We start from the raw sequence: 13,956 nt of genomic DNA, 5'->3' as shown, positions 1-13,956 counted from the left end.
GCACCATCACCGACATCCTGACCGAACCCGCCGGGGACCACTCCGGCACTGCGAAGCGAGGCCAGCAATGACCGCCACCACCGTGGAAGCACAGGTCGAGCACTCCAGCGGTCCCGGCGTGGGCCGAGTCGCTCGTGTGATCGGCCCCGTCGTGGACATCGAGTTCCCGGCGGACGCCATCCCCGACATCTACAACGCGCTGACCGTCGACATCGACCTGTCGTCGCAGGGCGAGGGCGAGAAGTCGTTCACGCTCACGCTCGAGGTCGCCCAGCACCTGGGCGACTCGCTCATCCGTGCGATCGCCCTCAAGCCGACGGACGGCCTCGTCCGCGGCGCGCAGGTCACCGACACGGGCGCCCCGATCAGCGTCCCCGTCGGCGACGTCACCAAGGGCAAGGTCTTCAACGTCACGGGCGACGTCCTCAACGCCGAGCCCGGCGAGACGATCGAGATCACCGAGCGCTGGCCGATCCACCGCAAGCCCCCGGCGTTCGACCAGCTCGAGTCGAAGACCACGATGTTCGAGACGGGCATCAAGGTCATCGACCTCCTCACCCCGTACGTGCAGGGTGGGAAGATCGGCCTCTTCGGTGGTGCGGGCGTCGGCAAGACGGTCCTCATCCAGGAGATGATCCAGCGCGTCGCGCAGGACCACGGCGGTGTCTCGGTGTTCGCCGGCGTCGGCGAGCGCACGCGTGAGGGCAACGACCTCATCCACGAGATGGAGGACGCGGGCGTCTTCGACAAGACCGCCCTCGTCTTCGGCCAGATGGACGAGCCCCCGGGCACGCGTCTTCGCGTCGCGCTCTCCGCGCTGACCATGGCGGAGTACTTCCGCGACGTGAAGAAGCAGGACGTCCTCCTGTTCATCGACAACATCTTCCGCTTCACGCAGGCGGGTTCCGAGGTGTCGACGCTGCTCGGGCGCATGCCGTCCGCGGTCGGCTACCAGCCGAACCTCGCCGACGAGATGGGTCTGCTCCAGGAGCGCATCACCTCGACGCGTGGTCACTCGATCACGTCGCTCCAGGCGATCTACGTCCCGGCGGACGACTACACCGACCCGGCGCCGGCGACGACGTTCGCGCACCTCGACGCGACGACCGAGCTCTCCCGTGAGATCGCCTCGCGCGGTCTGTACCCCGCGGTGGACCCGCTCGCCTCGACGAGCCGCATCCTCGACCCGCGCTACGTGGGCCAGGAGCACTACGACGTCGCGACGCGCGTGAAGTCGATCCTGCAGCGCAACAAGGAGCTCCAGGACATCATCGCGATCCTCGGTGTGGACGAGCTCTCGGAGGAGGACAAGACGGTCGTCGCGCGTGCGCGCCGCATCCAGCAGTTCCTCTCCCAGAACACCTACATGGCCGAGAAGTTCACCGGCGTCGTGGGCTCGACGGTCCCGCTGAGCGAGACCATCGAGGCGTTCAAGAAGATCGCCGACGGCGAGTTCGACCACATCTCCGAGCAGGCCTTCTACAACATCGGTGGCCTCGAGGACCTCGAGCGCAACTGGGCCCGCATCCAGAAGGAGTACGGCGCCTGACCCGACGCTCGCACGGGGCCGGGCCGGACGGCCCGGCCCCGTGGGCGTCGCTCCCGACCCGGTCCGCCGCACGCGGACCGGGCGTCGTCCGGACAGCACACCGGGCATGAACCGCCCATGAAGGAGTTCCCGTGGCACAGCTGAACGTCGACCTCGTGGCGGCGGACCGCAAGATCTGGTCGGGCCGCGCGCAGCGGGTCACGGCCCCGCGGCGGACGGCGAGATCGGCATCCTCGCGGACCACTCGCCGCTGCTCTCCGTGCTGCAGGAGGGCTCGGTACGCATCGCGGGCGAGGGGGAGTCCCTCGAGGTCCGCGTCTCCGGCGGGTTCCTCTCCGTCGACTCGAACCAGGTCACGATCGTGGCGGACTCCGTCGAGTCCGTACCGGCCCGCTGACCTCCGCCCGACCATGACGCCCCTGGCCTGGATCGCGCTCGGACTGCTCGTCCTCGTCCTTGTCGCGATCGGGCTGGGGGTGTGGCGTCTGCGCGCCCTGTCGCACCGCGTCGGCTCGTTCGAGTGCGGCGCGCGGCGCGCGGGCGCCCCCGGAGCCCCCTGGATCGCGGGCATCGCGCACTACGGCGTCGGCCGCATCGACTGGTGGCGGCTGTGGTCCGTGTCGCTGCGGCCCGCCCGCACCTGGTCGCGCTACGACCTCGTCATCGCGGGCCGCGAGCCGCTCGCCGGCGAGGAGTCCGACACCTACCTCGTCCGCTGCCGCTACCGCGGCCAGGACTTCGAGCTCACGATGTCGCGGGCCGCCTACGAGGGCCTCGCCTCCTGGCTGGAGGCCGCGCCCCCGGGGCGGCGCGACGTCGTCGTCTGAGGCGTCGCCCGGGGGCAGACGCCGTGACCGGACCGCCCACCACCGACCCGGAGGACCCGCCTCATGCGCCTCGTCGTCGCCCGCTGCTCCGCCCGCTACACGGGCCGCCTGTCCGCCCACCTGCCGCTCGCGACGCGCGTGCTCATCGTCAAGGCCGACGGGAGCGTGCTGCTGCACTCGGACGGCGGGTCGTACAAGCCGCTGAACTGGATGAGCCCGCCGTGCTCGCTCGCGGTGCGCGCGCCCTCCGACGAGGCGCGCGAGCGCGGCGTCACGGAGGTCTGGGCCGTCCAGCACGCGAAGAGCGACGACCGGCTGGAGATCGAGCTGCACGAGGTGCAGCACGACAGCTCGCACGAGCTCGGGGTCGACCCGGGGCTCGTCAAGGACGGCGTCGAGGCGCACCTCCAGGAGATGCTGGCCGCGCAGATCGAGCTGCTCGGCTCGGGCCACACCCTCGTGCGCCGCGAGTACCCGACGGCGATCGGTCCCGTCGACATCCTCGCCAAGGACCCGCTCGGCGCGACGGTCGCGGTCGAGATCAAGCGCCGGGGCGACATCGACGGCGTCGAGCAGCTCACGCGCTACCTCGAGCTGCTCAACCGCGACCCGTTGCTCGCGCCCGTGCGCGGCGTGTTCGCCGCGCAGGAGATCAAGCCGCAGGCGCGCGTGCTCGCGACCGACCGCGGCATCGGCTGCCTCGTGCTCGACTACGACGCGATGCGCGGCGTCGACGACGTCGACTCGCGTCTCTTCTGACGCCCGTCCCACCGCCGAGCAGGCGGTCGTGGTCCGTCCTGACCCCTGGACGAGCCACGACCGCCTGTTCGTCCCGCCAGGACCGCCTGCTCGGCGGCTGACAGCAGGAGCTGGCCACTCGGCGCGCGCCGTCACCGCACCGCGCGCCGGGTCACCGCACGGGACGGGACCGTGCCGTGGTAGTTTTTGAACATGTTCAAAAAGAGCCCTGACGCATGAGCGCGACGCCGAAGTCCGAGCGGACCCGCGCGCACCTGCGCGACGTCGCGATCCGGATGCTGCGCGACGTCGGCTACGAGCGCACGACGATGCGCGCCGTCGCGGCGGAGGCGGGCGTGAGCACGGGGAACGCTTACTACCACTTCCCGTCCAAGGACGCGCTCGTCCAGGAGCTCTACCTCGACGTGCAGCGCGAGCACGCCGCGCTCGCCGCCCCGGTCCTCGCGGCGGGCGGGTCGCTCGCCGACCGGCTGCGCGGCGTGTGGGGCGCGGCGATCGACGCGTTCGCCCCCTTCCACACGTTCGGCGCGGAGTTCATCTCGGTCGCGATCCGTCCGGGCTCCGACGCGAGCCCGTTCTCGGCCGCGTCGACCGACGCGCGCGACCTCTCGCGCGACCTCTTCGAGGAGGTCGTGGCGGGGACGTCGTCGCGCGTCCCGGCGCACCTCCGGGCGCGCCTGCCGGAGCTGCTCTGGCTGGCGCAGCTCGGCATCACGCTCTTCTGGGTCTACGACTCCTCGCCGGAGTTCGCGCGCACGCGCCGCCTCGTCGACGGCGGCGCGACGCTCGTCGGCAACCTCGTCCGGCTGGCACGCCTCCCGGTCGCCCGCGGCGTGGTCGACGACGCCCTGCGCCTCGTCCAGGACGTCTCGGCGCCGGCCCCGACCCGCGGGGTGCCGTCGTGAGCCCGGCGGGGGAGGCGGTCGTCGGGCTGCTCGTGGCGCTCGGCGCGGTGGTCGTGCTCCCGCTCGGCCTCCGGCTCCTCGGGCGGCAGGTCGTCCCGGCGCCGCGCAGCGCCGCCTGGCCGCTCGCCGGCGCCGCCGCCGTCGTGAGCCTCCTGCTGCCGCACAGCAGGCTGGCCGTCGTGCTGACGCTGCCCTTCGTGCTCGCGTCCGCCGTGCTGCTCGGGGCGGGCGTCCGCCTCGCCGTGGGCACGCTGCGCGACGTGGCGCCTCCCGCCCGCCCGGGGCGCGCGCACGCCGTCGTGCCCCGTGCCGGCCTGGGCGACGTGCCGCCGCGCGTCGACCTCGCGAGCCGGGCCGCGACCGTGACCGCGCTCGTGCTGCCCGCGGTCGGGGCGAGCGCGCTCGTCGCCGAGCGCGCGGAGTGGGGTCTGCTCGGGTTCTCCGGCACGTACCTCGCCCTCACGGTGCCGCACATGCTCTACGCGGGCTTCGGGGCGGCGCTCGTCGCCGGCGCGGTCGCGCGGCTCGCCCCGGGCGACCGGCTCGCGACCGCGGGCGCCTGGGGCGTCCCGGCCGGGACGGCGCTCGTGCTCGTCGGGTACTTCGTGGGCGACGTCGCCGAGCTCGTCGGGGCGGTCGTCCTCACGCTCGCGCTGTGGGCGACGGCGGCCGCCGTCGTGCGGTCGCTCGCGCGCCCCGGCGGACGGCCGGCCGCGGCCCGGGCGCTGCTCGGCACGGCGGCCGTCGTCGTGAGCGCGTCGATGGTGCTCGCGCTGTGGTGGGCGGGGGGCGAGGCCTTCGGGCTCGCCCACCCGAGCCTCGACGTCATGGCCGCGACGCACGGGGTCGGGAACGCGCTCAGCTTCGTGCTGTGCGCGCTGCTCGGCGTCCGGCTGCTCGCGCGCGACGGCACGACCCCGTCCCCGGCAGGGGACCCGGACCCGACGAGCCCCCGCCCGGGGGCCGAGAGGAGCACGGCATGACGTTCACCTACCCCGAGGTCGGGGCGACGCGCACGGACCGCTGGCCCAGCGGGTACCGGCACCTGCACGTGCGGCGCCGCCTCACCGACCGCGCCCGGCCGCCCGAGGACCTCGCCCGGCTGGGCGAGCAGCTCCTCAGGTGGCAGGTGCACGCCGCGGCGCGCGTGCGGCTCGAGACGGACGCCCCGGTCGCCGCCCCGGGCGTGCGGGTCACGACCCTGCTGGGCGTCGGGCGCCTGCGGCTGCACGAGCCGTGCGAGGTCGTGTGGGTCGAGCGCACCGAGCGACGCGTGGGCTTCGCCTACGGGACGCTCCCGGGCCACGCGTTCGTGGGGGAGGAGCGGTTCGCCGTCGAGCGCGACGACGCCGGGGACCTGTGGTGGCGCATCGACGTCTTCAGCCGCCCCGTGCTGTGGTGGGTGCGGCCGTTCTCGTTCGCCGTGCCGACGTTCCAGCGGCTGTTCGCGCTGCACCTCGGACGGGGCGCGCGACGGCTCCTCGCGGCGTCCGACGGCTGACCCGAGAGGTTTGCACGCCGGGTGTACGAAGTGCGCCAGAATGGCCCCATGACCGACGCCGTCCGCAGCCCTCGTCCCGACCAACAGCCCGGCACCGCGCGCGTCCTCGCGGGTCGCGTCGTCACCCCGGACAGGGTGCTCGACGACGGCGTCGTGGCCGTCCGTGACGGACTCGTCGCGTGGGTCGGCCCGCGCTCGGAGGCGGCGGCCGCCGGGTTCCCCGACGTGCCCGCCGGGGACGGGGTGACCCTGCTCCCGGGCCTGGTGGACGTGCACGACCACGGCGGCGGCGGGTCGAGCTTCCCCGACGCGACGAGCGCGGCCGAGGCGCTCGGCGGGGCGCGCGAGCACCTGCGGCACGGCACCACGAGCCTCGTCGCGTCGCTCGTGACCGCGCCGCGCGACGTTCTGCTCGCCCGCGCGGCGACGCTCGCCGACCTCGCGGAGGCGGGCGAGATCGTCGGCATCCACCTCGAGGGCCCGTTCCTCTCGGAGGTGCGGTGCGGAGCCCAGAACCCGCACGACATGCTCGACGGCGACCCGGAGCTCGTCCGGGCGATCGCTGCCGCGGCGCGCGGGCACCTGCGCACCATGACGGTCGCGCCCGAGGTGCCGGGCGTCGTCGGGCCCGGGGGAGTGATCGAGACGCTCGTCGAGGTCGGCGCCGTGCCCTCGTTCGGGCACACGGACGCGACGACCGAGCAGACCGAGGCGGCGATCGCCGCGGGCGTCGCGGCGTTCGCCGCGGCGGGCCGGCCGGGCGCGCGGCTGACCGCGACGCACCTGTTCAACGGGATGCGCCCGCTGCACCACCGCGAGCCGGGGCCCGTGGCCGCGTGCCTCGCGGCGGCCGCGCGCGGCGAGATGGTCGTCGAGCTCGTCGCCGACGGCACCCACCTCGCGCACGGCACGATCCGGAGCGTCGTCGAGCTCGTCGGCCCGCACGTGGGGGCGGACGGCGCGGTGGCCGGGCCGGACGCCGTCGCGCTCGTCACGGACGCGATGGCCGCGGCGGGCATGGCCGACGGCGCGTACGAGCTCGGCCCGATGCGCGTCACGGTCGCGCACGGCGTCGCGCGTCTCACCGACGGCGGGGCCATCGCCGGTGGCACGTACCACCTGCTCGACGTCGTGCGCGAGACGGTCGAGGCGGGGGTGCCGCTCGTCGACGCGGTCCGCGCGGCGTCGTGGACCCCGGCCGGGGTGCTCGGCCTCGACGACCGCGGCGGGCTGGTCGCGGGGCTGCGTGCCGACGTCGTCGTGACGGACGGCGACCTGCGCGTGCGCGAGGTGCTGCGCGGCGGGGAGGGCGTCGACCTCTTCGCCTGACCCCGGGCCCGCCGGGGACCGATCGAGCCGCCGGGCGGTCCTGCCGCCCGGCGGCTCGTGCGCGTCCGGACGTCGTCGCAGGTCGGGGCGCGCAGCAAGAACGAGAGAGCGTGCTCTTGCCCGACGGGCTTGACGCCAGCCATTTGTTCAACCAATACTCGTAACATCGAAGCGCTTCGACGATGCGTTTCGACGAAGCGCTTCGACGGCCGAGGCGCGGGACCGGACCACAGGGGAGTGGTGAGGATGGCGACGATGCAGGACGTGGCGCGACGCGCGCAGGTCTCGCTGAGCACGGTCTCGTACGCGCTGTCCGGCACGCGTCCGGTCTCCGACGCCACGCGTCGGCGCATCGAGGACGCCATGGCCGAGCTCGGCTACCAGCCCAACGCGATGGCCCGCGGCCTCGCGTCCCGACGCAGCCACGTGCTGGCCCTCATCTACCCCGCGATGGAGAAGGGCCTCGGCGGCACGGTCGCGGAGTTCGTCTCGTCGGCGGCGGAGACCGCGCGCGAGAACGGCTACCACCTGGTCCTGTGGCCCTTCCGCACGACCCAGGCGCCCGAGGTCCGCGACCTCGTGCGCCAGGGGATGGCGGACGGCGTCCTGCTCATGGAGGTCGCGCTCGACGACGCGCGGGTCGACGTGCTGCACGAGGCCGGGGTCCCGTACACGATGATCGGCCGGACGCGCGACGTCTCCGACCGGCCGTCGGTCGACATCGACTTCGAGCGCACGACGGACGACGCGGTCCAGCACCTCGTCGACCTGGGCCACCGGCACGTGGCGCTCGTCAACCACTCGCAGGCGACGGCGGACGACGGCTACGCGCCGACGTTCCGTGCCGAGGAAGGCTTCGAGGCGGCGATGCGCCGTCGCGGGCTCGAGCCGGTCGCACTGCGCGTCGACGAGTCGCCGAGCGCCGGCCGTGACGCCGTCGCGACGCTGCTCGCGCGCGAGCCCCGGCTCACGGCGTTCGTCACCATGAACGAGATCGCGACGTTCGGCGTCGTGGCCGAGCTCCAGCAGCGCGGCGTCGCGATCCCCGGCGACATGTCGATCCTGTCGATCGTCACGTCGCCCGGCGTCGGGGAGATGAGCAACCCGCCGCTCACCACCATGCACGCCCCCGGCGCCGAGCTCGGCCGCCTGGGCGTGCAGAAGCTGCTGTCCCTCGTGGACGGCTCCCGTCCGAGCACACCGAACGTGCTCATCCCGTGCGTCCTCGAGCCCGGCAGCAGCGTCGCCCCCGCGGCCGGCCGGGCACCGGACGACGACCCCGAGCCCGCGGCTCGCTGAACACCGACCGGCCGGGCGACGCCCGGCCGCCCTCCGGCCCCCGCCGGAACTCGATGAGGAGGACACGCACATGCTGCGATCCCGGAAGATCTCGCTCGTCGCTGCCGTGGCAGCGCTCCCACTCGCCCTCGGGGCGTGCGGGAGCTCCGGCGGCAGCGGCGGGTCCGACGACCAGACCCTGACGATCTGGCACTACGAGAACGAGGACTCGGCCATGGGCCAGGCCTGGGCCAAGGCGATCGAGATCTTCGAGGAGGAGAACCCGGACGTCGACGTCGTCGTCGAGAAGCAGACGTTCGAGCAGATCCAGAAGAACGCCAAGATCGTCCTCACCGGCGACGACGTGCCGGACGTCATGGAGTACAACAAGGGCAACGCGACCGCCGGCCAGCTCGCCGCGCAGGGCCTGCTGACCCCGCTCACCGACGCGGCGACCGAGCGCGGCTGGGACGAGAAGCTCAGCGGCTCGCTCCAGACGACCGCGACCTACGACGACCAGGGCCTCATGGGCTCGGGCGAGTGGTACGGCGTCCCGAACTACGGCGAGTTCGTGCAGGTCTACTACAACAAGGACATGTTCGCCCAGTACGGGCTCGAGGTGCCGACGACGCTCGAGGAGCTCGAGACCGTCATGCAGGCGTTCAAGGCCCAGGGCATCACGCCGCTCGCCGAGGCCGGCGCCGAGTACCCGATGGGCCAGCTCTGGTACGAGCTCGTGCTCGCGAACTCCGATCGCGACTTCGTCGACCAGTACCAGCTCTTCGACGGCGACCCCGACTTCCACGGTCCCGAGATGACGCAGGCGACCGAGAAGCTCGACTCCTGGATCAAGGACGGCTACGTCGCGTCCGACTCCGCGGCGCTCACCGCCGAGGACATGGGCGTCTCGTTCATCAACGGCACCTACCCGATGATGGTCTCCGGCTCGTGGTGGTTCGGCCGCATCGTCGAGGAGATGGACGCCGACTGGGGCCAGTTCAACTTCCCCGGCAACACGCTCCAGGTCGGCTCGTCCGGCAACCTGTGGGTCGTCCCCGCGAACGCGGACTCGCCCGACCTCGCCGAGGAGTTCATCGACGTCACGCTGCGCCCCGAGGTGCAGAACATCCTCGCGGAGAAGGGCGGTCTGCCCGTCGCCGGTGACGCGTCCGTCATCACGGACGAGCGCACGCAGCAGCTCACCGAGAACTTCCAGGCGATCCTCGACGACGACGGCCTCGCGTTCTACCCCGACTGGCCCGTGCCCGGCTACTACGACGTGATCGTCAGCGAACTCCAGTCCCTCATCAACCAGTCGAAGTCGCCGACCGAGGTGCTCGACGGCCTCGAGTCCGCCTACGTGGACGGCAAGGCGGACCTGCTCGACAGCTGAGCGGAACCGCCCGTCCCGGGCGGCCGGCCGGCACCTGCGTCGGCCGGCCGCCCGGGCACCACCCGAGCATCACCCGAGGACCTCCCGCGAAAGAGACCGTCATGACCACCCGCACCGACACCGTGCCCGAGGCCGGGCCCGGACCCGCGCGCGAGGCGTCGCGCGCGACCGCGGCACGCCGCCGTCGTCGCCGGCCCGCCTGGCTCCCGTACCTGCCCTACCTCCTGCCCGGCGCGGTGGCGTTCGTCGTCGTGATCGGCTACCCGTTCGCGATGAACGTCTACTACAGCCTGTTCAAGTGGCGCGGCGGCATGGCGCCGATGCGCTGGTACGGGCTGGGGAACTACGCCGACCTGATGCACGACTCGGCGTTCTGGACCTCGTTCCAGAACTCCATCGCGATGATCCTCGCGATGGTCGTCGTGCCGACCCTCGTCGGCCTCGTGCTCGCCGCCGTGCTGTTCGACTACCTCGGCCGCCGGTTCGGGCCCCGTGTCGCGGCGTTCCTGCGCGCGACGTACTACCTGCCGCAGATCCTCCCCGTCGCCGTGGCCGGCGTGCTGTGGAACTGGATCCTCAACGCCCAGACCGGCGCGCTCAACGTCATGCTGCGCGGGATCGGGGTCGAGAACCCGCCGAACTGGCTGGGCGACACCTCGACCGCGCTGCCGAGCGTCATGCTCGTGCTCATCTGGGTCCAGATCGGCTACCCGGTGGTCATCTTCATGTCCGCGCTCCAGCGCGTGGACCCCGAGCTCTACGAGGCCGCCGAGCTCGACGGCGCCGGCTGGTGGCGGCGCTTCGGGGCCATCACGATCCCGCAGATCCGTCCCGAGACGTTCGTCGTCACGCTCACCTGCACCGTCGCGGCGCTCAAGGTCTTCGGGCCCATCTACGTGCTCACGCGCGGCGGCCCCGAGAGCTCCACGCTCGTCCCGAGCTACTACTCGTACCTGAACTTCTTCGACAAGTCGAAGGTCGGCTACGGCGCCGCGGTGGCGACCGTGCTCACCCTCGTCATCATCGTCGTCGCCGTCGTGATCCTCGCGCTGCAGAGCCGCGCCGAGCGTCGTGAGCAGGAGGGCCGCTGATGTCCACCGTCACCACCACCCCCGCGGACGCCGTGGCGCCGGGCGCTGACGCGTCGTCCCGCCCCCGCCGCGCCCTGCGCGCCACGCGGCAGGACGAGCGCTACCGCCGCGGGATCGGCCGCTGGTTCGTGCTCGCCGCGGCGGTGCTCGTCGCGCTCCTCATGCTGTCGCCGTTCGTCATCATGGTGCTCAACGCGTTCAAGTCCCCGGCCGAGTACTCCCAGGACGGGCCGCTGAGCCTCCCGAGCGAGCTCTACCTCGACGGCGTGCAGAACTTCTGGACGCGCACGAACTTCCCGCAGAAGCTCTGGAACTCCGTCTTCATCTCGGCGCTCGTCGCCGTGTTCGGCACGCTCCTGTCGCTCCTCAGCGCGTACGCGATCGGCGTCGGCCGCATCAAGGGCCGGCTGTGGATCGTCACGCTGTTCCTCGTGGCGAACATGCTGCCGCAGGAGGCGCTCATCTACCCGCTGTTCGACATGGCGCAGAAGGTCGGCCTGTCGAACTCGCAGTGGTCGATCATCATCATCTTCACGGTCATCCAGGCGGCGTTCGGCACGTACCTGCTCTCGTCCGTGCTCGGGACGTTCCCGCCCGCGCTCCTCGAGGCGGCGCAGCTCGACGGCGCCGGCCGCTGGCGCATCCTGTGGCAGGTCGTGTACCCGATCGTCCGGCCGACGCTCGGCGTCCTCATGATCTTCTTCTTCATCTGGACGTGGAACGAGTTCTTCATCCCGCTGGTCATGCTGACGACCAACGACACCCAGACGATCCCCATCGCGCTCGCGTCGCTCCAGGGCGACCGGATGATGGACGCCCCGACGACCAACGCGGGCGCGCTCGTCTCGCTGATCCCCGCGCTGATCTTCTTCCTCATCTTCCAGCGCACCCTCACCCGCGGCGTGACGGCCGGCGCCGTCAAGTGAGGCCTCCGGCCTGACGCCCCGAGACACCGATACGCACCGACGAAGGAAGCACCACCCATGAAGTTCACCGACGGGTACTGGCAGGTCCGACCCGGCATGCACCCGCTCTACGCGGTCGAGGTCGACGACGTCCGCGCGGACGAGGCGGCCGGCACGCTCACCGTGTACGCGCCGACGGCGAAGATCCGCGGCCGGGGCGACACGCTCAACCGCCCGATGCTCACGACGACGTACTCCTCGCCCGCACCTGGTGTGATCCGCGTGCGCGTCGAGCACCACCAGGGCGCGGTGCGCCGGGGCCCGGCGTTCCAGGTGACCGGCGAGCCCGGGTTCCGGCCCGAGGTCGAGGTGCACGACGACGTCGCCGTCCTGCGGTCCGAGGACCTCGCCGTGCGCGTGCACCGGGGCGACCGCTGGCGCGTGGACTTCGAGGCGGACGGCGAGGTGCTGACCTCCTCGCTGCCGAAGTCGGTCGGGCACGTCACGTCGGACGACGGCGGCACGTGGACGCACGAGCAGCTCGCGCTCGAGCCGGGCGAGCTCGTGTACGGCCTGGGGGAGCGGTTCGGCCCGTTCGTCAAGAACGGCCAGGTCGTGGACATCTGGAACGAGGACGGCGGGACGTCGAGCGAGCAGGCGTACAAGTCCGTGCCGCTCTACCTCACGACCAAGGGCTACGGGGTGTTCGTCGAGCACCCGGAGAAGGTCTCGTTCGAGGTCGCCTCCGAGGTGAACACGCGCGTCCAGTTCTCCGTCGAGGGGCAGTCGCTGGAGTACCTGGTCATCCAGGGCCCGACGCCCAAGGACGTGCTGCGCCGGTACACGGCGCTGACGGGCCGCCCCGCGCGCGTGCCGGCGTGGTCGTTCGGCCTGTGGCTCACGACGTCGTTCACGACGAGCTACGACGAGCAGACCGTGAACGGGTTCATCGACGGCATGGCCGAGCGCGACCTGCCGCTGTCGGTGTTCCACTTCGACTGCTTCTGGATGCGCGAGTACCAGTGGGTCGACTTCGAGTGGGACCCGCGCACGTTCCCCGACCCCGAGGGCATGCTCCGGCGCCTGCACGACCGCGGGCTCAAGGTGTGCGTGTGGATCAATCCGTACGTCGCGCAGCGCTCGCCCCTCTTCGCGGAGGCGGCGGAGCAGGGCTTCCTCGTGAAGCGCGAGGACGGGTCCGTGTGGCAGTGGGACCTGTGGCAGGCGGGCATGGGGCTGGTGGACTTCACCAACCCCGACGCGGCCGCGTGGTACGTCGACAAGCTCGAGGGCCTGCTCGACCAGGGCGTCGACTGCTTCAAGACCGACTTCGGCGAGCGGATCCCCGTCGACGGCATCGCGTGGCACGACGGCTCCGACCCGCGCAAGATGCACAACTACTACGCCCAGCTCTACAACGAGGCGGTCTTCCGGCTGCTCGAGCGCAAGCGCGGCGAGGGCGAGGCGGTCCTGTTCGCGCGGTCCGCGACGGCGGGCGGCCAGCAGTTCCCCGTGCACTGGGGCGGCGACTGCGACTCGACGTACGCGTCGATGGCCGAGTCGCTGCGCGGCGGCCTGTCGATGTCGATGTCGGGCTTCGGCTACTGGAGCCACGACATGGGCGGCTTCGAGGGCACGCCGGACCCGGGCGTGTTCAAGCGCTGGACGGCGTTCGGCCTGCTGTCGTCGCACTCGCGCCTGCACGGCTCGGGCTCGGTCCGGGTCCCGTGGGCGTTCGACGACGAGGCCGTCGACGTGACGCGCAAGTTCACGCACCTCAAGCTCTCGCTCATGCCGTACCTCGGGCGGGTGGCCGAGGAGGCGCACACCGACGGCGTGCCGATGATGCGGCCGCTCGTGCTCGAGCTCCCGCACGACCGCGCCGGGTACACCGCGGACACGCAGTACCTGCTGGGCGACGCGCTCCTCGTCGCGCCGGTGTTCCGCGCGGACGGCCGCGTGGAGTACTACGTGCCGGAGGGCACGTGGACCCGTCTCGTCCAGCCCGACGACGGCCCCGCCCTGAGCGAGACGGTGACCGGCCCGCGCTGGGTCACCGAGACCCACGGGTTCGACTCGCTCCCGGTGCTCGTGCGCCCGGGCACCGTCCTGCCGGTCGGCGCCCGCACCGACCGGCCGGACTACGCCTGGGCCGACGGCGTCACGCTGCACGCGTTCGAGCTGCCCGACGGGTACGACGAGCTCGTGGTCGTCCCGCCGTCGGACGGCGCGGCCGGGGCCACGTTCCGCGTGCGCCGGTCGGGCGCGACCCTCACGGTCTCGTCCGACGACGCCCCCGCGGCCTGGTCCGTGCGGGCCGGCGCGGTGACGGCCGAGGCGCACGGCGCGACGAGCGTGACTCTCGACCTCGGCTGAGGACGTATCCTGGGCGGACGCACCATGGAAGCGCTCCCATGGC

At 72.5% G+C, this 13,956-nt stretch carries 13 protein-coding genes; all 13 read left to right on the top strand.

Annotated features, from left to right (window positions below; all coding sequences use genetic code 11):
• The first annotated feature begins 67 nt into the window (after nucleotides 1-67).
• The 13 genes from atpD to yicI all read left to right on the top strand — a co-directional run bounded on the left by atpD (nucleotide 68) and on the right by yicI (nucleotide 13,913).
• Entirely contained in the window at nucleotides 68-1,549 is a 1,482-nt protein-coding gene (atpD, locus tag BJP59_RS11890) for a F0F1 ATP synthase subunit beta (RefSeq protein WP_021480886.1), read from the top strand.
• A gap of 259 nt (nucleotides 1,550-1,808) precedes the next feature.
• A complete protein-coding gene (locus BJP59_RS20325) occupies nucleotides 1,809-1,946 on the top strand; it encodes a hypothetical protein (RefSeq protein WP_336244556.1) in 138 nt (45 codons plus the stop codon).
• 13 nt (nucleotides 1,947-1,959) lie between these two features.
• Nucleotides 1,960-2,376 (top strand): DUF2550 domain-containing protein, encoded by a 417-nt coding sequence (locus BJP59_RS11880; protein ID WP_194521022.1) that lies wholly within the window; start codon nucleotides 1,960-1,962, stop codon nucleotides 2,374-2,376.
• 63 nt (nucleotides 2,377-2,439) lie between these two features.
• Nucleotides 2,440-3,135, top strand: a complete 696-nt coding sequence (gene nucS, locus BJP59_RS11875) for an endonuclease NucS (protein WP_021480889.1) — start codon at nucleotides 2,440-2,442, stop codon at nucleotides 3,133-3,135.
• A gap of 215 nt (nucleotides 3,136-3,350) precedes the next feature.
• A complete protein-coding gene (locus BJP59_RS11870; RefSeq protein ID WP_194521021.1) occupies nucleotides 3,351-4,040 on the top strand; it encodes a TetR/AcrR family transcriptional regulator in 690 nt (229 codons plus the stop codon).
• Nucleotides 4,037-5,023: a YndJ family transporter gene (locus BJP59_RS11865; RefSeq protein ID WP_194521020.1), complete on the top strand. Its 987-nt coding sequence runs from the start codon at nucleotides 4,037-4,039 to the stop codon at nucleotides 5,021-5,023. Before BJP59_RS11870 ends, BJP59_RS11865 begins: the two co-directional genes overlap by 4 nt.
• Entirely contained in the window at nucleotides 5,020-5,541 is a 522-nt protein-coding gene (locus tag BJP59_RS11860; RefSeq protein WP_194521019.1) for a DUF1990 family protein, read from the top strand. The genes BJP59_RS11865 and BJP59_RS11860 overlap by 4 nt, the downstream gene beginning before the upstream one ends.
• Nucleotides 5,542-5,589: 48 nt before the next feature.
• Entirely contained in the window at nucleotides 5,590-6,870 is a 1,281-nt protein-coding gene (locus BJP59_RS11855; protein WP_194521018.1) for an N-acetylglucosamine-6-phosphate deacetylase, read from the top strand.
• A gap of 246 nt (nucleotides 6,871-7,116) precedes the next feature.
• Nucleotides 7,117-8,169: a LacI family DNA-binding transcriptional regulator gene (locus BJP59_RS11850; protein ID WP_051027855.1), complete on the top strand. Its 1,053-nt coding sequence runs from the start codon at nucleotides 7,117-7,119 to the stop codon at nucleotides 8,167-8,169.
• A gap of 70 nt (nucleotides 8,170-8,239) precedes the next feature.
• Nucleotides 8,240-9,541, top strand: coding sequence for an ABC transporter substrate-binding protein (locus BJP59_RS11845; protein WP_021483171.1), 1,302 nt, complete (start codon nucleotides 8,240-8,242; stop codon nucleotides 9,539-9,541).
• Between the two features lie 101 nt (nucleotides 9,542-9,642).
• The gene (locus BJP59_RS11840) at nucleotides 9,643-10,632 is read left to right on the top strand and encodes a carbohydrate ABC transporter permease (protein WP_081599874.1); all 990 of its coding nucleotides are present in this window, start codon (nucleotides 9,643-9,645) and stop codon (nucleotides 10,630-10,632) included.
• Nucleotides 10,632-11,558: a carbohydrate ABC transporter permease gene (locus BJP59_RS11835; protein WP_194521017.1), complete on the top strand. Its 927-nt coding sequence runs from the start codon at nucleotides 10,632-10,634 to the stop codon at nucleotides 11,556-11,558. The genes BJP59_RS11840 and BJP59_RS11835 overlap by 1 nt, the downstream gene beginning before the upstream one ends.
• Nucleotides 11,559-11,615: 57 nt before the next feature.
• A complete protein-coding gene (gene yicI / locus BJP59_RS11830) occupies nucleotides 11,616-13,913 on the top strand; it encodes an alpha-xylosidase (RefSeq protein ID WP_194521016.1) in 2,298 nt (765 codons plus the stop codon).
• Nucleotides 13,914-13,956 lie beyond the last annotated feature (43 nt).

Source organism: Cellulosimicrobium sp. JZ28 (assembly GCF_015327065.1).
GTDB classification, from domain to species: Bacteria; Actinomycetota; Actinomycetes; order Actinomycetales; family Cellulomonadaceae; genus Cellulosimicrobium; species Cellulosimicrobium funkei.
The sequence above is the reverse complement of the archived record's forward strand: the minus strand, read 5'-3'. Positions and strand labels throughout refer to the sequence as shown.

Excerpts from the sequence above, each read along its gene's own strand:
- BJP59_RS11835 (WP_194521017.1), top strand. The coding sequence starts at position 10,632 with ATGTCCACCGTCACCACCACCCCCGCGGACGCCGTGGCGCCGGGCGCT.
- BJP59_RS11870 (WP_194521021.1), top strand. The coding sequence starts at position 3,351 with ATGAGCGCGACGCCGAAGTCCGAGCGGACCCGCGCGCACCTGCGCGAC.
- BJP59_RS11860 (WP_194521019.1), top strand. The coding sequence starts at position 5,020 with ATGACGTTCACCTACCCCGAGGTCGGGGCGACGCGCACGGACCGCTGG.
- BJP59_RS11840 (WP_081599874.1), top strand. The coding sequence starts at position 9,643 with ATGACCACCCGCACCGACACCGTGCCCGAGGCCGGGCCCGGACCCGCG.
- yicI (WP_194521016.1), top strand. The coding sequence starts at position 11,616 with ATGAAGTTCACCGACGGGTACTGGCAGGTCCGACCCGGCATGCACCCG.
- BJP59_RS11880 (WP_194521022.1), top strand. The coding sequence starts at position 1,960 with ATGACGCCCCTGGCCTGGATCGCGCTCGGACTGCTCGTCCTCGTCCTT.
- atpD (WP_021480886.1), top strand. The coding sequence starts at position 68 with ATGACCGCCACCACCGTGGAAGCACAGGTCGAGCACTCCAGCGGTCCC.
- nucS (WP_021480889.1), top strand. The coding sequence starts at position 2,440 with ATGCGCCTCGTCGTCGCCCGCTGCTCCGCCCGCTACACGGGCCGCCTG.
- BJP59_RS11855 (WP_194521018.1), top strand. The coding sequence starts at position 5,590 with ATGACCGACGCCGTCCGCAGCCCTCGTCCCGACCAACAGCCCGGCACC.
- BJP59_RS11850 (WP_051027855.1), top strand. The coding sequence starts at position 7,117 with ATGGCGACGATGCAGGACGTGGCGCGACGCGCGCAGGTCTCGCTGAGC.
- BJP59_RS11845 (WP_021483171.1), top strand. The coding sequence starts at position 8,240 with ATGCTGCGATCCCGGAAGATCTCGCTCGTCGCTGCCGTGGCAGCGCTC.